At 56.2% G+C, this 21773-nt stretch carries 1 protein-coding gene (running past one end of the window); it reads left to right on the top strand.

The genetic code is table 11. The annotated features are described in order from the left end of the window. Positions 1 to 21773: the final stretch of a hypothetical protein gene (locus V5T57_RS01450; protein WP_332889370.1), read on the top strand. 24421 nt of this gene lie to the left of the window's left edge; only the last 21773 of its 46194 coding nucleotides appear in the window; its start codon lies off the left edge, out of view; its stop codon occupies positions 21771 to 21773.

Genomic DNA, 21773 nt, shown 5'->3' with positions numbered 1-21773 from the left:
TGCTGGAGACCGATGTTGACAGCGCGGTGCTGGAAGCCGATGGGCACATCGCCATGGATAACAGTGGCGACCTAACCCTAACCTCTGCAGATCTCCACAATGGAAGCAACGGTTCCATGGTGGTGAACAGTGAGGCGGCCCTACATATTGCAGGGGGGATTACGCTGGAAGGTGCTGCCAATCTCCTGTTACAGGCGGCAACGACCCTGACCCTTGCCGATGCACAAACGATCACCAGTGAAGGGGGGCATTTAACCCTACTGGCAGCGGGAGATCTGGCTCTGGCAGGGTCGGCATCCTTAAACAGTGGGGGTGGTGACCTAACCCTGCAATCCACGGCGGGTAATCTGACCATGGCCGCCGACAGTGTGGCCGATACCGAGGGGGGTAATGCCCACCTGCAAGCCTCGGGTACCCTTACATTGGGTCAGGTGGAAGCACGAGAATGGGTGGATGGCCTCCGTGCTGTAGCCACAGAGGGCAGTGGTATTAGTGTACAGGCTGGGGCGGCGATTGACAGTGCACTGGCCAGCGATAGTACGGCCTATAATCTGGCCGCTGGTGAGGTACGTCTGCAAGCGGGTAGCGGTATTGGTGGTAGTGATGAGACCACTGCGTTAAAGAGCCATGTGGTTACAGTCAGTGCCACCACCAGCAGTGGTGATGTGCGGTTGAACAATGCCACCGCATTGACCGTGGGTTCGGTGAGTGATCTGGCGATTGAGCAGGTGGTTGAAAGTGGCTACACCGCCATGAACTGGCTGGCTGATCAGTCTGGTATTGCCACCGGGGCCAGCGGCGCGGTCAGTGTGACCACCACTGGAGATTTAACAGTGAACAGCACCCCTTCTCTGGATGGAGGGGTGGCCATTGAGGCCGGAACGGGTGGGGTAAGCCTGACCACAACCGGTAGCGACAGTGATATTTGGCTGACCGGTGGTGTGGTTAGCGGTGGGGCCATTACCCTGCAAGCGGGTGGGGCCTTGCAGCTGCATACGCTCACCTCAGGTAGCTATAGCAGCCATTTGGCGGATGCCGCAGGCAGCTTTGGCGGTAGTGGAACGGTTAGCCTAACCGCGGCATCTGGTGCCATTACCACCACCGACTCCGGTACAGCTCCCCAGATTATTGCCGACCGGTTGGAGATGATCGCCTCTGCCAGCATTGCCACCATGACCCTGGCGGTCAATACCCTGACTGTGGATGCCGGTAGTGGTGATTTGACCCTGACCGATGTGGATGGCTTTGGCGCCACCACCACAGGTTTGAACCTGGAAAGCCTGCAAGGGGTGGGGCATGTCACGGTTACCACCCAAGGGGATCTGGCTGTGACCAGTGCCCGTGGGGCGGATGATGGCACCATGACCCTGACCAGTGCTGGGGATATCTCTCTGGCTGTCGCCGATGCCTTGGCTGATGCGGGTGAGGCTGCCGGTGCAGAGTTAACCCTGGTGGCTGCTGGGCTGATTAGCAGCAGTCGACTGTTTAGTGGCAACAGCCGTACCAGCTACCATGCCGGTGGTCCCTTGCGTGTGGGTGCTGAAGAGAGCTTTGCCGATGGTGATGACTTTATCGCCTTTGATGGGACAGAGGTGATTTCAGGGGATCTGATCTTAGCGAGTGACACCACACTCTCGATCTCAGAGGTCATGCCTGAAGCGGCGACATCCACCACCCTTAAAGCGTTGGATGGGGTGAGTGTGCTACAGGCTGGTCAAGATCGTATTGATGCGGGCGCTGTGACGGTAGATGCCCCAACCACCTCGGTTCTCACCGCCGATCAATTTGCCGCAGGTAGCGATCTGCTGGCCAGTGGCCAAATGACCTATACCGAGAGCAGCGACGGTTTGGTGATCACCTACAGCAGTGATCTGGTTTTGGATGCTCAGTGGCTCACGGATATCGCCGCAGTGACCCCCCAAATAGCAGACAGTTGGTGGGAAGATGATTCACTCAGTCAGGTCACTGTGCAAGTAACGGGGAATATTGTTCTCAACCAGGTGGAGAGCCTGCCCAGTGATCTAACCTTGCAGGCGACAGGGTCGGTCAGGGTTGTATTAACCGAAGCCAGTGGGGTCAGTGATCTTGCGGTTTCAGCCGGTGAGACCATTGAGATCACCCATACGGGAACCTCGGCCCTTAATTTGGGTGAGATCACCAGTGGTGCTTTGGACAGTGCCGGTTCGGTCCAGGTGCACAGTGGTGGCGACTTAACCCTCAGTGGCACAGTGCAGACCTACAGCGGTTCTGCACAGTTTGAATCTGCTGGGGGGAGCTTGACACTGAACAGCACCATGGAGAGTGATTCTCTGGTGTTGGAGGCCCTATCGGGTATCAGCAGTGGGGCCAGTGCCGCGATCTCTGCGGGTGACATTGTGCTGCATGTCTCCAACGGCAGTGTAGGCAGTGCCTTGTCGCCTCTGACCCTGGATGTCACCAGTGGCGGTGAAGGTCTGTCGGGCCAGGTCTCGGGTGATCTTTACCTCACAGATGAGAGTGGTGATCTGACTCTGGATCATCTGGTGGTGGGGGGCAGTGCAAGCCTGATCGCCAGCAGCGGAGCCATTCTTGGTGGTGCTGAAGGGGGGTATGCTGACTTGCGGGCAAGCAGTGTGGTGGTCAATGCCCAAAGTGTCGGTCGTGCCGCTACTGTGGATTCCGTTATGGACGCTTTGGTGTTGGAGAGCAGCAGCCTGACCGCAACCACCACCACAGGGGATCTGCTGGTTCAAAACTACGGTGACCTGGCCTTGCAGGCCTCGCAGAGTGCTGGCGCACTGCTGGTGGATGTGGCGGGTGATCTGAGTATTGAAGGTGATGTTACGGCCCTCAACGCGACAAGTTTGCTGGCGGGGGGTTCGATCACGCAACAGTCCGGTACCCTCAGCTCTACCACAGGAACCCTTGAAGTGGTGGCCAACCGGGGAGATGTGGTTCAACAGAGCGGTGCGGTGATCCAAAGTGATGCTGCAGATCTGTGGTTACAGGCCGGTGGAGACATTACTACCACCACGCTGGTTACCCCCACCGCGGTCGCACTTATCGCCCAACGGGGTTCTGTTTTGGGCAGCAGCAGTGGGGTGCAGGTCGATGCCAGCAGCCTTTGGTTGCAAGCTGGTGAAGCGATTGGTGCTGATGTCTCCGAAGGGGCAGTCAATGCCACTTCAGCCGATGTGACGGCCCTGTCTCTCTCAGTAGACAGCCTGGCCGCTCAGAGTGCCGGGGCGATCTATGTCGCCGATGCCGATCACCTGAACGTGGATGATGTCACGGTCAGTGTTGACCGGGCTGGGGCGTATGAGACCACCCAGCAAGTTCAGAATGGGCATGTCAACACCAGCGATGGTGGTGCCATTAGCCTAACGGCGGGTAGCGATACCGTGAGCGCCAACCTGAGCATTGCCGACGGCTCTACGGTTGAAGCCTCGGCGGGGGGTGATCTGAACCTCCATGCCTCCGACACTGTTCGACTGATCGAGTTGGATGTCAGCAGTGAGCTGGATATGGGGGCTGTGTTGGTGGGGCAGGATGATCTGACGATCACCGCCACCAACGGTGTGAAAATTGTGGATGGTAGCGGTGTCGATACGGCGGGTGTGCTTTCCCGTAGCCATCCTGGGGATATCCACATTGTTGGTGATCAAACCCTGGGTGCGGATCTGACCCTTGCTCTGAACATGAATGCAGATGGCGATAGTGAGCAGTTGTCGGTTAGTGGCACCCTGACCTTGGGGGGCACCTTGCGGGTGACCCCCACCAGTGGTTTTGTGCCCGATCTGGGTGACCACTTTAACCTGATTGATGCCACCGTCGTGCAGGGCACGTTGGATGCCGCCAGTGGTCTGTTTGGGTATGATGATGGCCAAACCGTTCTGGCCCTGGATCAAGGGGCAACGGATCTTAATCTGACGGTCGTAGAGCGGGTTGCTGCCGATATTCTGACCATTGAGACCCATAGCTCCACCGATGCCGATCACTTTGGCATGTTCCACAATGCCGCCTATTTTGGGGCTGATCTTACCTACGATGTTGGTATGACCATGCGCTCCAGTGATTTTCTCACTGTGGATGGTGTGTTTGCGCTGGGGAATGCAGAGCAGACTGTAACCCTCTCGGGTGATGAGGTCGGCACAGCAGATGTACGGCGCTTCCTGATCGGCGGCGAGAACCTGCACGGTTTTGTCGGCTTTAACGGACCCTACCGGTTGGATACCAACCATGATGGCGACCTAAGCGATGAAACCCCCAATGCCGATGCCGCAGGCTTTGAACTAGAGGGTGTGGATGTCGCCTTTGCACTCTACTTAGAGGAGGATCCCGCATCAGATCAGCGTTGGTGGTTGAGTAGTTCTGCCCTCGCCGAAACGGTGACGGAAGTGGGCTTCCCCATTGTGGACTTCAGTGTGGACCAAATGGGTATTGACCTGAACTTGGGCAGTGACGGCAGTGTGGTCAACTATGTCGCGGAACCGCTGGATGTGGCCATTAACGACAGTGGAGAGACCATCACCATCGACCATGATGGTGCCGAAAGTACGCTGGTTCGTGCCTCTGGTTACGTCACATTGGCGGTGGATGAGTTCTTCCACCTCTCCGGTAACCTGGGCTTTGAAAAATCCACCCGCGAAGTCACCTTGGCGGATGGCAGTAATAAGCAGGTGGATACGCTGACCCTTGGCGGTGAAGGGCTCTACGCGTTTGCGGGGTTGGATGGCCCCTACTGGCAGGACAGCACTGGTGACGGCATCATCGATGGTGAGGACCAACCCCTGGACAGCGGTTTGGGCTTGGCCATGGAAGATGTCGGCTTTGGCATGGCATTGATGAACGATGGAGAACTGCAGTGGACAGCCCTGCATGCCGAGGCTGGTAGTGTTGAGGTGGTGGGGATTGAGGGTATCACCCTTGCCGCCCGTGATATCTCTGTGGAGATCAATACCGTCAGCGGTGTGGATGCCGCTTTTGATGCCAACGCGAAGGTGGTGGACTTCCAAGCTGAAGAGGCCGCCGCTTTTGATGTGGTCACAGGTACCGGTCAATCCATGAGCCTGACAATGGATGGTGCCCATGGCCAGTTAGTGCGGGCCAGTGGTGATGTGGATCTTAAAGCTGGGGATTTCCTGGAGCTTTCCGGTTCTGTGGGTTTTGAGCGTCGGCAAGAGTCGGTCACCCTGGCCGATGGTAGCGATGTTCAAACCACGATATTGAGCATTGGTGGCGAAGATCTATCCGGTTTTGCCGGTATTGGCCCCTACGGTACGGATGTCGATGGAGATGGTCTCTATAGTGATGATGAGCTTAATCCCGATGCCGTAGGCTTTGGTCTGCGCGATGTGGATTTTGCCTTTGCCAGCTTTGTGAGTGATGACGATGGCTATACGGACGCCCAGTGGCGTGCGCTCAATGCCACTGTGGGTCATGTGGATCTGTTGGGGCTGCCTGATGCTCTGGATCTGACCATACGGGATCTTGGGGTAGCCTATAACAGCGCCACTGATGGTGTGTCGGTGATCGACTTTGCCACCCGTGAGGTGGACGGTGAGATGGTTGATCAGTCGGTAACCGTGGTGACCGGTACTGATAAGAGTATAGACCTCAACCATGATGGCGACCGGGGTGAGATGTTGCGTCTCTCCGGTGGTATGGATCTCAGCGTGGGCGATTTCTTCCATGTGGGCGGCACCATGTCGGTGGAAAAACTGCAACAGCAGGTGACCCTGGCCGATGGAACCCAGGCTGATACTGATGTGCTCACCGTGGGTGGTGCGGATCTTAACGCCTTTGTGGGGCTGGGCGGTCCCTACCGCAGTGATCTGAATGGTGATGGCGTCATAGATGACGCCGATGGGGTCAACCCTGACGCCATGGGCCTAACCGCCAGCGGTTTTGAGTTCGCCCTGGGGCTGTTCCAAGAGAGCGATGGTGATCACCGTCAGTGGACAGCGTTGCAAGCCGAAGTGGCTGAAGCGGCGCTGGTGGGTGTGCCTGAGGTTACTGCGACGGCCAGCAACCTGATGGTAAACATCAATCAGGTTGAAGGTGTAAGCAGTGGGGCGCAGGCCGATCAGGTGATCGATTTCTCTGCGGCAACCTTTAGTGTGGCCACTGGGACCTCCACCCTTAAAGATCTGAACATGGATGGCGCCAAGGGTGAGCTTATCCAGGCGGCTGGTGACTTTGATCTCAGTGTGGCGGGCTTTGTTCAGGCTCAGGGTAGCTTGGGTTTGGAAAAATCCCAACAATCGGTCACCTTGGCCGATGGCACCAGCATGGCGGTTGATAGCCTGACCATTGGTGGTGCTGGGCTCAACCTCTTTGCAGGTGTGGGTGGCCCTTACTTTGTTGATTCCAACCTGGATGATGTCATTGATGAGACCGATGACCGTGCCGAGGGTGTCACCGGTTTTGCCATGGATAATGCTGAGTTTGCATTGGCACTGCTGACCCCGGATGCCTCCAATCATCAGATGGCAGGTGTGCAGTGGATGGGGCTGGAGGCCAGCGCCGATCAAGTGGGCTTTGTTGGGTCTGAGGATCTGGTGCTGACCGCTGAGAATATTCAGGTGGATATTAACCAGGTGTTTGGTCTGGCCACGGGTGTGAACAGCGCCGAAAAGGTGGTGGACTTTGCAGCATCACCGCTCGCGGTTATTACCGGTAGCGACAGCACCCGTAGTTTGGATATTACCGGGGATAAAGGGGCACTGATCAGCGCCTCTGCCGATGTCACCATTACGGTGGGGGATTTCTTCCACACCAGTGGCTCCCTGGGCTTTGAAAAATCCACCCAGACCTTGCTGCTCTCCGACGGTAATCTGGTTGAGCATGACATCCTCACCATCGGTGGTAGCAACCTGCAAGCCTTTGCAGGTGTGAATGGCGGTCCGTTGGTTGATAGCAATGATGATGGTGTGATCGACAGTGATGACACCCCCGGTGATGATGCCCTGGGTCTCTCCCTAGCTGGGGTGGAGTTTGCCTTGGTGGTGGCCCAAGACACGACCCGTGATGTCACCCGTGTGGCGGTTGAGGCCGGTGTTGGTGCCGCCCGCTTTGTGGGTATTGATGACTTTACCATGGAGGTGACCGACCTGAGTGTGGCGGTTAACCTCGCAGGTGAGACAGATGGTGAGGTGATTGATTTTGCGGGGGATGCGTTCCGTGTCACCACAGGAACGGACCGTTCCATGACCATGCAGCAAGATGGCGCCTATGGCACCGCTTTAAGTGTCTCTGCTGATATGACGTTTGCCATTGAAAGCTCGGTTTACCTGAGCGGTAGTGTGGGGATTGAAAAACAGCAGCGGACCCTTGATCTGGCCGATGGCAGTGTGGTGGAGGTGGATGCGCTGATGATCGGTGCCGCTGGCCTGGAGGCCTTTGTCGGTACCGGTGGTCCTTACCGTGAAGATGGCGAGATTATTAATCCTGAGGCCGCCGGGTTCTCCATGAGCGGTGTGGATCTGGCCATGGGGCTGTTCCAAGCCCGCCAAGATCAGATGAATGCCGAGGAGCTAAGCCTGGATGGTGGCCAGTGGATGGCCATCTCTGCCCACGCAACGGCGCTGGATGTGGTGAATCTGCCTTTGGATATGACCATCTCGGAGCTGGATATTGCCATGAATCGGGTCTATGGGCTGGATGAAGCCTTGGATGCCGAGCTGCATGTGGCTGACTTTACGACCCCTCTTGAGGTCCGTACCGGTAGTGACTCGGCCCATTTGATCGATTTCTCCGGTGAGTTTGGTCAGTTCCTAAGTGTTCAGGGCCATATCCAAGCGCAGTTGGGTGAGGTCATTTCCATTGATGGCTGGGCCTCCTTTGAACAGTGGCGTGAGACCCTAACCCTGAGTGATGCCTCCCAGGTGAACACCGATGTGGTGACCATTACCGCAACGGATGTTAACGCCTATATGGGTGTGGATGGCTTGGGTGTTCAGTTGACCAATTTGGATCTGGGGTTGGTGTTGGCAACTGCTGCCGATGCCACCGACAGCCGCAGTTGGCTGGCGCTGGAGGGGCGTGCTGAGACACTGGCCTTAACAGGTTTGGAAGAGTACGGGGTTGTATTGACGGGGCAGGATCTGGCTTTGGGGATCAATACCGGTTGGGGCAGTGACAGCCTTGGGCTGAGCAATGAAACCACCATTGACTGGGTAGCCACCGGTGTGCGCACCCTCTCGGTTGGGGCCGATAGTGTGACCCTGGATGCCGACGGACAGCGGCTGTTGCTCTCTGGCACCATGGATGTCGCCATTGATGGCCAGGTAAGTGCCAGTGGCAGTATGCAGCTGGCACTGGAGAGCCAGGATATCGTGGTGGGCGGTCAAACCTTGAGCGCACAAAGCCTGTTGTTGGGGGCTTCGGATCTCTCCGCAGAGCTGGACGGCATTGCGGTGGAGAATGTGGATCTGGGCATGGCCTTGATGACCCCCGAGTTTGCCTCGGGTGACGATAGCCGCAGCTGGTTGGCCCTCTCTGCTCGGGTCGATGCGGTTACGCTGGATGCCGCAGCTCTGGGTCTGCCTGACGCTCTGGTGGTGGATGCCACCTCCCTGGCGCTGGACCTGAACATGGGGCTGGGGGACTTTGCCGGTGTTGATAACGATCGGGTGATGGATCTGGCCGGTAGTCAAGCCATTGCCGTGGCCACCGGTAGCAGTGTTGCCGGTGAAGAGACCATGACCCTGGACTTTGATGGTGAGGCTGGAGAGTTCCTGACCCTGGGTATGGATGCTGTGGTCGAGGTGGGGACGATGGTCGCCCTTTCAGGCCGCTTTGCCCTCTCCCGTGCTGGTCAGCGCTATGTCACGTTGGATGATGGCAACCGCCGCCGTATGAGTGTTACCGCACTGATGGCGGATAATGTCAACATTAAGGCGGGTGAAGGCGCAACCTCGGATATCGCAGGTGACTTTACAGGTGTCGAGATTCTTGATGGAGAGATGGCCCTGGTTCTGACGGAAGATCTCTCCGGAGCCGGTAGCTTTATCGGGTTGAAAGCCGGTGCAGATCTGGCGGCTCTGTCCGGTGTCTCTGGGCTGGAGATGGCTGTCAGTGACCTTGCTCTGAGTTATAACGATGGGTTTGGTACCGGTGCGTTGGCTGGACGGGTGGTCGACTTCAGTGTGGGGGATATTGATGGCGATGGCCGTGATAGTGGCGCCACTGTACTGAAACTACCTCAAAACCCAGCTTCCAGCTTTGTGCTGGATATGAATACCGAGCACCTGGATGCGGCCGGCTCCGTCAGCATTACCATTGGTGAGGGGGATACCCCGCTGTTGACCGGTTCCGGTGACTTTGCCGTGCGCATTGCACCTGATCAAATGGCACTGGGCATCAGTAGCCTTAACGCCTCCATTCATGTGGCCGATGAGACCGCCACTGTGCGGGATGGTGGTATGGCCATGATCACCGCCAATGGTGGCTTTGCGCTCAGCTTGGATGCCTCGGTCGCCTTGCCCATTCCTGGTCTTATGGGGGTTACCCTGCTTGGGGATGTGACGCTGGATGTCAACCAGACTGGTTTGGCTCTGGATCAATCGGTCCAGGTGGGGCAAGAGGCGGTCGCCCTACTGTTTGCCGATGGCAGTGAAGTGGTGGATTTCTCCATTGATAACCTGGACGCCTCCTTAACCGGTCTACTGGGTAGCAGCTTGGGCGGTGTGGCGACGGAGTTGATGGATGCCCGCATGAGCTTGGCGAGTATTGAGGCGTTGCCACTGGTTAATAAGCGTATTGATGAGCTTATTGAGATCTCAACGGTGCTCAACCTGGGGGATTACATCAACCACTACATGGGTATGGAGAGCGACTGGGCGGATATGCCTGAGGTCACCTATGGCGAGTGGGACGTGCCGACCATAACCGGTTTGTTGGATTATCTGAATGATGAGTGGGTACCTCAGTCTGGCCTGAGCACACTGGATGATACCACGCCCTTGCGCTTTGCCATTACTGAGACAGGGCTGACCATTGGGGTTACCGCAGGTATTGACTACGCCATTGAAGATCTGGCGCTGGAGCTGGGGACGTCTCTGGATGCCCTGGGTATGGCGTTGGATGCAGACTTTACCGTGGATGCTGCCATCAATGCCGCCCTGGACTTTGACTTTGTGCTGGATTGGAGCAGCGGTCTTACCGCCGACTTTGAACTGCGGGATCTGAGCTTTGCCGGGGATATCAGTGCGAGCGATGTGGTGGTGTCGGCAACCCTTGGGCCACTCAATCTAAGTATTGGTCGGGAAGGGGACAATGCCGAGACCCAGACAGCCTGGGAGCGGGGTAGCCTGACCGCAGGTATTGCGGGGGCCATATCCTATGTGGATGGTACCTTCACCGTGGATACCGACCCAACCCAGAACAATGAACTGGCGCTCTACCTACCTGTTTATGCCAGCATTGCTGGTGTGGATATTGTGGGGGATGGGCCCGTGCCGAGTATTACCATCAACGGCCAGTTGCTGGGTGGTGATATGACGGTAACAAGCGAAAACTTTGACCGTTTCGCCAGCTTTGCCGACATGAGCATGACCGACCTGCTGTTGGCACTGCCCCAGATGTTGGATTATCTGGAGCAGATTGATCTCTCCTCACTGGGGTTGGATGAACTACCGCTTATTGAGTCAACCTTAAGTGACATTTTGGATGTCGCCCAAAGTTTTGATGAACAGGTGGTCGATCGCATCGACTTCTATAAGCCCATTGAGCTGTGGGAAGCGGCTGAAGTGGAGACCGCTGGGGCTACTGGTACCGTTGCCATGGTGCTGGATGAGAGCCAGCTTGTGGGTGAGGCAGGGCAATTTGCGGACTCGATGGTGAACCAGTGGATCACCATTGGGGCGCAAAGTACCCAAATTGAGTCGATCTCTGAGGATGGTTCCACCCTGACGGTGACCAGTGAATGGACCAGTACAGACGCTGAAGCCAGTTATCAGATCCATGGTGAGCGTGAGCAGATCACCACCATGGATGAGTTTATCACCGCGCTGAATAACTCCGGCCTGTTGGCTGGGGATCGCACCGCCAGCTATGACGCAGAAACCGGTGAGATCCGTGTACCGCTGGTATTTGCCGATTATCGTACCTTTGAAACCGCCTTGGATCTCTCCGTGGGTGACAGTGATGGGCTGGCCTTTGCCACCAATGCTGTGGCCTCAATTGGTACCGATCTGGAGGCTGGCTTTGATCTTATCCTTGCCTTTGGTGATACCTTTGATCTGGCCTTTGATAACTTTGCTGCCAGTGCCAGCATCAGTGCCGCTGTGGAAGATTTTGAAGCCAGTGCCAGTATGGGCTTCTTGGGCTTGACGGCAGGGGGTGAGGGTTCGGGTTCAGGCTTGAACTTTGATGCCGGTGTTGAAGTTACCGTTGACCGTACCCCGGATGATGACAGTGACGGTACCCGCTTTACCATTAGTGAACTGGTGAGTGAAGGGATCAGCAGCGTTCAGTTTGACTTTGAGGGCTCGGCCTCGGCCAACATTACCGGTTTGGCGCTGGATGCAGGCAGTGCCTCTTACGATCTGGCGCCGGACCTGAGTGTGGGTATTGAACTGGCTGAGTTGACCGATCTGAGCACCCTAGAGGTGACACTGCCGGATCTTAGCGAGTTGACCAATCTTAGTAATCTAAGTTTTGAGCAGGTGATCTCTGCCGTTCGCTTTGGTCTACAGGCGGTGGATGAGTTGGCGATGGATCAGGCCTTCTACACCCAAGAGTTGCCGGTGATCAACACCTCCATTGATGAAATTATGGCGATTGGTGACACCTGGTTGGGGTATTTGGAACTGGCTGCGGAAGATCCCGCAGAAGGGTTAGCCCAGGCCGAGTTGGCCATTGAAGAGGCTTTAGGGCTACCCGAAGATCTGCTGGACCTAACGTTAGATACGGCTGCCAATGCTCTGTATATGGATCTCTCTGTGGGTATGGAGTATGCCGACAGTGTGGCGCTGGATCTGGACTTGGCCACCTTGGTCAGCATGGCAGGCTTGGAGTTGCCCTCAGGTATTGAGACCCTGACGGATATCTCCGGTGAGGGCAACATTGATCTGGCCTTGGGGGCTGAGGCTCAACTGCGCCTGGTGGTGGATCTGCCGACGGAAGAGGGGGGGGGTGTCTCCATCTCCTTAGGGGACTATGACGCCACAACCGGTACGGGTACACAGTTGGAAGTAACCGCCATGTTGGCGGCGGAAAATATCAACCTGGAATTTGATCTGGGTATCCTGGGGGTTTCGGCCCAGGGTGGCTATGTGGTGCTCAATGAAGATGGTGAGCGCAACAATGCAACGGCGGCCTCCATGAGCTTGGCTATGGTGGATGGTGCGGCTGAGTTTGATGTGAAGGGGGGCTTTGATCTTAACCTGCCGCTCTTTATCACGGTGCTTGATAATGATATGGGCATTGGTGCCTTGCAGGTCGGGACCAGCAGTGAACTGGGTAGCGATGGCTTGCAGGAGCTGGTGTTGGCGCTGGCTGGGCAGGGCGGTGGTGTGGATACCGTGCTGGATGTCAGCCTGCCGGACTTTGAACTGGCCAGTACCAGCAGTGGCCAAGATACCCTGACCTCTCTGCTTTATGATCCCAGTATCGTATTGGATGGTGTGGATCTGGGGCTGGGTGTGGTTCAGGATATGTTCCAGAACACCATTGCGGCGGATATTCCCATCATCGGTCAAAAACTGGCCGATACCGGACAGCTCATTGGTAATTTACGGGGCGGTCTGTTGCAAGATCTGCGGGATAAGCTGGGTGGGCCTGGTAAGCCTGTGGAACTGGTACGGGATGTCCTGTTCAACACCTTTACCAACCTGAATATCCTTCAGGATATGAATGTGGATGGTGAGATCACCACCGACGATATCCTGGTGGGTTTCTATGATGAAGAGGGCAATCAGCTGGGTAACTGGCAGCCTGAGCTACCTCTTCCTCTGGGTGGGGTGGATGATATCCGCTTTGATATGATGTTGGGCGGTACCATTTTGGCAGCCGGTATCGATATTCCATTGGATATCGATCTGCCAGGCTTTGATCTAACAGTAGATGGGGGCTTTGCCTTTGATGCCGAGTGGTTCTTTGACTTCGGCTTTGGTCTGTCGGTCAGCCGTGGCTTCCACCTGAACACCAATGAAGAAGGAGAGCGGGCAGAGCTGGGTCTGGAAATTGAGGCCTATTTGGATGGCGACCCCAACGATCGTGACAGCATTACCCCCTTCTCTGGCTCTGGTCAGCTGCTGTTCTTTGAAGCCTCGGTGGTGGATCAGGATACCGATGACACCTTGGCTGGGCACCAAGGTAGTGGCCTGAGCGGTGGTCTGTATGTGGATCTGGTGGGGGATTCCACCGGGGCGCTGACCTTGGATCAGGTGCTCTCTCGTCCGTTAGAGACGGTCAAGGCCACCCTTGGGGTGGATGCCCATATTGACCTGGGGCTGGAGCTGGGAGTTACCGGGTTGCCGGGTCTTGAGGCTGATTTTGTCCTGGATTGGGACTGGCGCCTGGGGGATGAGAGTACTTCTGCCCCAGATATCTCGCTGGAGAATATCCGTCTGGATATCAACTCCACCATTATGGAGTTCTTGCTGCCCATCGCCACCCAGGTGGCGGATGTGGTGGAGCCACTGCGTGATCTGGTGAATGCGCTGACCAAGCCTGTGGCGGGCTTGGATCTGCTGGTGCCTAAAGATCCTACCATGCGGGGCATCGTCAGCTTGATCTGGGATCTCACCTCTGGCGAGCCCCCCATTAACTGGGCCTTCCTGGATGCCGTGCAGTTTGCACTGGAAATGCCTTCCATGGTGCAAAATCTGGCCGCCATTGGTTCCGGTCTGCCCATTGGTAGTATCTATGGCCTGGGTAGTGGGGATATTACCTTTGTTCAGGGTGAGGATCTTAACCTGGACGGTGGGGGGGATGGCGAATTCAGCAGCATGCTGGATGAGATTAACCTGATGGCCGCAGAGGCCAATGGTGGATCGGCGACCACAACCGAACGAACCGGTTTGCAGTTCCTACCTTATGTCACCGATATCTCCAACTGGGCTCAGATCTTCAGTGGTGGTAGCGCCACCCTGTTTACCTATGAACTGCCGTTGTTGGAGTTTACCGCCAGCTTTGATACAGATATCGCCATTATTCCGATCCCTTATCCACCCTTGTCGTGGATTCAGTTTGTGATCGGGGCGTTTGGACGTGTCAGTGCCTATGCTGATCTAGCCTTTGGTTTTGATACCTATGGTATTCAAAAAGCGTTTGAAACCGGTAACCCCATTCAGGTGTTGGATGGTTTCTATGTCAGTGACTTTACCCTGCCTCAGGTCAGCAATGGTGCGTTTGTACCGGGTACCGGTGGGCTGGAGAAGCCTGAATTTGGCGTAAGTGTTGAGATCGGTCTGCGTGGTGGGGTACAGATTGCGGGTGTGGTGGCCGCGGGTATTGGTGGTTCTATTGAGTTCCGGGCCGATGTGGATCTGAATGATCTGACCGAAGCGACGGTGGAGCGTGATAGTGATGGATTGGTCACCTCAGCCACCTTTGCGGGGGATGGTAAAATCCGCGCCTCTGAAGTGTTTAGCATGTGGCAGTATGAGGGGCTGGGGCCCCTTAACCTCTTCTCCGTTTCAGCAAAAGCGTTTGTAAATGGGTACATTTGGGGCCGTGCTGGTGTTAGCATATTCTCCGTTGGCTTTAACTATAAGCTCTTTAGTGTCAAGTTGTTGGAGCTCAACCTTAGCATGCCTGAAGTGCAACCCCACTTGGGTACGGTGGATGGTAATACCCTCTACCTGAATGCCGGTGAACGTGCCTCTGATCGGATGTATCTGGATACCGAAGATGACTCTGAAACTTGGCTGCTGAGTGGCCGTAATGGCACGGTACAGGTGCAGTTTGGCAACTACTATAAAGAGTATACCGGCATCACCAACGTGGTGGCGGATATGGGGGAAGGTAACGACACGCTGGATGCTACCTCTCTGTCCGACGTCACCGTCATAGCCGATGGTGGTGCGGGGGATGATATCATCCTGCTGGGTAGTGCCGGTGGTATGGCCGTGGACCTGGAGGGTAACAATACCCTTACCGCACTGGCCGACAGCTACGGGGATGTCACCCTGGTTGGTGGCTTGGGGGATGACCGACTAACGGGTGCCTTGGGCAACGACATCCTGGTCGGTGGCCGAGGTACCAACACCTTAAGCGCTGGAGATGGTGACGATACCCTCTATGCCCTGCAAGGGGTTAACCGCATGGTGGGTGGTACGGGTGAGGATAGCTATATCTTTGCGGGTGTGCTGGGGGTTAATAACATTGTAGAGAATAGTGGGGAGGTCTCGCATACAGACTTCTCCGGCGGTGTGCCTGATGAGCTGATGAATGTGATCGGTGTGCTACCTGGGGCACCGACGGTTTCAGTCCCTCAGAGCTACTCTGCACTACGGGGTAAAAATGCCACCCTGGCCTTGCCTGGTACACCCTTTGGTGGTGATGCCCTGGAAGATGCCACCGTGACCGTCTCTGCACTGGATGGTGCCATTGTGGGCAGCAGTGCCAGCGGCGTTACCGTGGGTGGTACCGATACGGCCCGTACCTTTACAGGCTCGATCGCGGCACTGAACAGCTACTTTAACTCAGGTCGTGCCAGCTACCGTTATGATGCGACGGATACCAGCCGTAACCTAACCTTTGTGATCTCCCAGGGGGATCTCAACAGTATGGCAAGTAGTACGGTTGACCGGGCTGATTCCACAGACTTTGATATTAGTTGGAATGATCTGGATCGCCGTGGGGATGTGGTGGTTGCCGTTGGCAGTACCTCGGGCAGCGAGCAGGGTATTTGGATCTCACGTGATGGCGGTGTGACCTGGAGCAGCTCCAACGCACCCACCGGTCGCAATTACTCCGATGTATCTGTCTCTGGTAATGGTCAGGTTATCGCGGCGCTGGATACCAATGGACGGGATTTGACCATCTCTAATGATGGTGGGGCGACTTGGTTCCATGTGGGTATTCCGGATGATGGCACCCAAGCGGTGCTGGCCTTTAATAACGGTTCGGTCTTAACGGTTGATGATCCGACGGATCATAAAGAGTTCTTCTGGAAAAATATCTTTAACTGGGGGTGGCGTAACGTCCACACGGCGGGTGAAATTCGCCTGCGTACCTCCGATGGTAACTGGCATGTGAACAACCCTGCTGACGTCAACTGGAACGATATGACCAGCAGTGACGATGAGCAGGTACAGGTTGCCTCAGCCAGTTCTGGGAACAGCATCTATAGCGCCCAACAAGCGGTTGATGACTGGACCAACTGGAACAATAGCAGCACCAACTCCGGTAACAAAAACTGGAACTCAGTGGATACCAATAGTGATGGTCGCTATGTGGTGGCCGCCACGGAAGAGGGCGCGGTTTACTTTGCTGATACCTCCTCTTCCAGTTGGTCATGGCAGGGTGCCGGTTCACTGGGCCGCAATGCGGTGGTTACCATCTCAGACGATGGTTCGTTGTTGGCGGCTGCAACCAGCAGCGGGGTCATGGTCAGTGAAGATCGTGGCGCAAACTGGACCCGGGTTGCTGGGCAAGGTTGGTTGGGGGTTAGTGGGACCCCCTCATGGCGTGGGGTTAGCATCTCATCCGACAACCAGCGCATTCTTGCGGTGGCGGCCAATCATCCCATCTATAACTTTAATATCCCTGCACTGTCTGCTGCGCCTACGCTGGATGTGGCCGAACGTATTGTGGTGAGTGGCGAACTGCCAACCGATATCATTCTGCCCCAAGGCACCCTGGTCGATGCCGACTCCTCTACCTTGACGCTGGACCTAACGGTAGAGGATGGCAGCCTGAGTACCGATACCGCATTGACCGATAGCTTGGGAATTACGGTTACAGCCCTCAGTGGTGGACTCTCCTTCAGTGGATCCAACAGTCAACTGACCCAGTTGTTGGAGCAAGAGGGGGGGCTGACCTTTACACCGGATGATGATGGCGAGGTCGACACCGATCTGCTCATGGTGGCATCGGATGGTCAAAATGAGACCACGGTACGCAGCACCCTGGAAGTGGTGCAATCCTTCGCCATGAACGCGCAGTATAAGGCGGGTCGCTTTGAGGTGTTTGCCAACCCGGGCAACGCGTTGCGTCTGGGCGGTTCCTCGGTCAGTGAGCTGCGTTTGGGTGAGCTGTCTGATGTCTTTAATGTCTATGCCATGCATGATGAGACGCTCACCCTGGATCCTTCCAGTGGTGCAGACCAAATTCGGGTCTTTATGGGTAACTCTGCCCCCGTACAGGGGGGGGGCTACAACCAGATGATTCTGAACAACGATGTCGATGGCCGTTTGGATAACGACACCCTGGAGCTGGTGCTACCCGCTTTGGAACAGTCAACCTCCGGCAACACGCTGCGTATTGGCGATGGTTACCTGATCATGGGTAATGAGCGTATTGATTGGGGCGATGGGCTGGGTACCATCTCTATCAGTGGTGATACCATCCGTCTGATCTCTGATCAGGAAGATGGCACCATTGATCTGGGGGATACCCGTCTGGTGGTTGAGGGGGATGTGGTGGTGGTCGAGAGCGACATGAACGCCAGCGCCGCCAGTTTTGAGAGTACGGAACGTCTGATTATGCGCGGTGATATCACCGTGGATGAAGGGGATGTGGACATTCTGGGTGAAGGTGAAGTGTTCTTTGCCTTGCCCCCCATGACTGCAGGCACGCTGGATCTAAATAGCTTGCAGGACTCCCTGCGTGAAGGGGCTGGTCTGGTGGTTGAGGCGGCCGATGCTGCAACCATTATCAGCCTGGGTGGGGTTGGCGGGATTAACATTGATCCGTCTGCCTTATCTGGGTTTGATCGTCCGCTCACGTTGGGGAGTGATGGGGGCAGTAACCCCATTGTATTGGATGGTGCCGATGGGTTGGTTTTGGATGTGCCTGTGCTGTTGCAGGCTCAAGGGGATGGCGGAACCATTAACATCAGTGGCTCTTTGACCTTCCAGAGCTTGGAAATTCAAGGTCCTGGGCATACCACCGCATTGAGCGACGGCAGTAATACCAGCTCGGATACGACCTTGCTGATCAATGACGCTTTGCACATTACCGGTAGTGCAGCACTGACCGCAGGAACCACCATTACGGTTACCGGTGGCATTAAAGGGGATGCTGGTGGTAGTGACATCCTGACCCTTAACGCCGGTGGTGCCATTAACCTGCAAGGGCGCATTGGTGACGGTGTATCTACCTGGAATGTGACCACCAGCGGCAGTACCTATACCGATGGTACCTATAGCGATATCTCCGTCTTGGGTGGCAGTGGTAGTGGGGCCACCGCCAACATCACCGTATCGGGTGGTGTGGTGACCGATCTACAGCTTGTCTCCACCGGTGGTGGATATGATGTTGGCGATGCCCTGCGTATTTCAGCGGTCTCTCTGGGGGGCAGCGCCAGTGATGACTCTTATGAGTTTAGCGTGACAGCCCTGGAGGATATGGAAGGGCTGATCATTAGTAATGCGACCGATGTGACCTTTGATGACAGCATCCATATCAATGGGGATGTCACCATCAACGCCACCGGTACGGTGACCTTTAGCGACGCCTTTGAAATCCGCAACGGTGGCCGTATGGAGATCGTTGGGGCCAGTGAGGTGATCCTGAGTAACGGTTCCCGCTTGTTACCCGCGGATGATGGCACTGCAAGTAGTGTGGTGATAACCGGCACCGATGTCACCTTGCGTACGCTGAACAATGGCTTGTGGCAAGAAGATGGCTCCTCCTTTGCCATCACCGGTGGTGAAAGTTACAGCATGTCTGGCAATACCGCAGGCGATGGCTATGCCTCGTTAACGGTTTCCGACACCAACGGTGGTGGGCTGGCATTGGATGTTGCCAGTGATGGCTCAACAGGTAAGGTCGCGTTTGGCAGCAGTGGTGCCGCGTTCAGCATGACCAGTTCGACCGGTAACATTACCGTTGCGGATGCTATGCAGGTCAGTGTGGACAGTGTCAGCTTGAGCAGTGAACAGGGTACGGTCAGCTTAGGGGCATCCTCCAGCTACACCGGTAGTAGTTTGAGTGCCAGTGGACAAGCTGGTGTCACAGTGTCGGCCAATGCGGCTCTAACCGTAAGTGCGGTGACCCTAACCAGCTCGGATACCAACGTGAGTGTGGGGGATTCGGTTGCGGTAACCGGTACAACTCTCTCCGCCACCGGCAAGACGGGTGTGGCGGTCTCCAGCAACGCCAACCTGACGGTGGGTGCGGTGACCCTAACCAGTTCCGATGCCGCCGTGAGTGTGGGAAGCACGGTCACCGTTAAAGGTGACAGCCTCTCCGCGACCGGTAAGACCGGTGTTGCCGTCTCCAGTAATGCCACCCTGACGGTGGGTGCGGTGACCCTGACCAGTTCCGATGCCAACATCAGTATTGGAGAGGCTGTCACGGTGACGGGTAACAGCCTTTCGGCCAGTGGTGCAACCAGCGTGGCGGTCTCCAGTAATGCCAACCTGACAGTGGGGGCGGTGACCCTGACCAGTTCCGGTGCCGACGTGAGTGTGGGAAGCACGGTCACCGTCAAAGGTGACAGCCTCTCTGCGACCGGTAAGACCGGTGTTGCCGTCTCCAGTAACGCCACCCTGACGGTAGATGCGGTGACCCTGACCAGTTCCGATGCCAACATCAGCATTGGAGACGCTGTCACGGTGACGGGTGACAGCCTCTCAGCCAGTGGTGCAACCAGTGTGGCGGTCTCTAGTAATGCCAGCCTGATCGTGGGGGCGGTGACCCTGACCAGTTCCGCTGCCAATGTGAGTGTGGGCGATACGGTGACGGTGACGGGTAACAGCCTCTCGGCCAGCGGTGCAACCGGTGTGGCGGTCTCCAGTAATGCCAACCTGACGGTGGGGGCGGTGACCCTGACCAGTTCCGCTGCCAATGTCAGTGTCGCAAGCACGGTGACCGTCAAGGGTGACAGCCTCTCTGCAACCGGTAAGACCGGTGTGGCGGTCGCCAGTAATACCACCTTGACGGTGGATGCCGTTACCCTGACCAGCTCGGACGCCAGTGTCAGTGTGGGTGACTCGGTGACGGTAACGGGGAGCAGCTTGACAGCTACCGGTAAAACCGGCGTCAGTGTGACTACCAGTTCAAACCTGACGGTCACAACCGTAGCCCTAAGCAGCTCGGATGGTGATGTTGCCTTGGGTCAGTCGGTGAGTGTCAGTGGCACCACCCTAACCGCCAGCAGTACCGCAGGTAGTGTTAGTGTGGGCCAGTCGGCTGCCGTTGCAGTAACCAACGTTACCTTAAGCAGTGATGCGGGTGATGTGACCCTGGATCAGTTAGGGGTTATCACCGCGACCTCGCTGCGGATGGAGAGCACGCAAGGGAAGATCACTTTAGGGTCTCAGAGCAAAATTACCGCCGATGAAAGTACCCTGGTGGCGTCAGCTGATACCGTTTATACCCAATCGGATACCGAAATCCTGGGGGGTAAACTGACGGTCACGGTGGACAGTGGCTTAGGCAGTGCAAGCCAATCCTTTACCACCAGTGTCGATCAAATGCAGGTCACCACACGAACCGGGAACATCTACCTCTCTGAGACCGACGGCTTGAACATCATGGGTACGGGGGTGGTGATCACGGAAGGGAGCGCCAATGTCTCCTTGGTGGTGGCTGCCGGTGAGATGACCATGGACAGCGGTGCCGCCATTTCCGTAGATCAGGGGACGATCTCGGTTGAGACCCAAGGTGGCGACCTGGGGGTATCCTCCATTAAGAGCAACAGTGGGGCCATTACCCTGAACGCCAGTGGCGCCATTAAGGCCACGGACATCAACAACCTTGTGAGTACCCCCGATGGGGTTGAGCTGTTTGCCGTCGATGGCATTGGTGAGTTTGGTGAGAAGTTCATGCGCCTGGATGTCGGCACGGTTAAGGCGGAAAACAGCAGTGCGGGTGATGTAGTGTTGGTGGGGATTAGTGGTCTGACCTATAGCACCATATCCATTGCCGATTCTGATAGTTGGATTGGTCTGGGTACACAAGAGGGCATTTTGCGCTCTGGTAAGGTTTACACCTCGGGCGGTCATGTGGCCATGTTTGTGGGTAGCTCGGCTATTACCAAAGAAGCGGTGACAGAAATTGCCCAAGTAGCCAGGGATCAAGCCAACCGTGAATCTTCTAAGGCACAAAAAGCAGACCTTGCCCGTACCAACGAGCTAACGCAAACCACCACGGTTAAACCCGACTGGGCTGGTGATGCCACAGCGGAAGCAACCACTGGGAATAAGCGTTTGAGTTCTCAGCAGGTGTTGGATCCCAACACCTCTGCTTTGCTGCAAAGTGCGTTGACCATTCAGGCCCCAGCGCCCACCACATTGCCGACGATTCCTGACGTAGGTGAGGGGCGTAATGGAGATGGCGCAGGTACAGAGTCTTCGGAGCGTGAGCAATCACTTGAGGAGGATCTGGATCAACCCTTGGAAGAGACGGGGGAGGAGGCCGACCAACCCCAGGATGGAGAGGGGGCTACACAACCCCAGCAAGAGCCACAGTCTGAAGAGGCTCCAGCGGATGGGGAGGGGCAGGAGAACCCTGACCAGCCTGAGGATCAGGATGCCGCGACGACCACCTCTGGTTTGTGGTTTAACATGAAGCAGGGTCTGTTTAAGTGGATGGATAAACAGGTGATGAATGTTGAGCTTAAAGCTGAGGTAGAGGCCTCTGAGCGGGATCAATCACTCAAGATTAAGAGTTAA

The organism is Magnetococcus sp. PR-3, from assembly GCF_036689865.1.
In the GTDB taxonomy this organism is placed as follows: Bacteria; Pseudomonadota; Magnetococcia; order Magnetococcales; family Magnetococcaceae; genus Magnetococcus.
The sequence above is the reverse complement of the archived record's forward strand: the minus strand, read 5'-3'. Positions and strand labels throughout refer to the sequence as shown.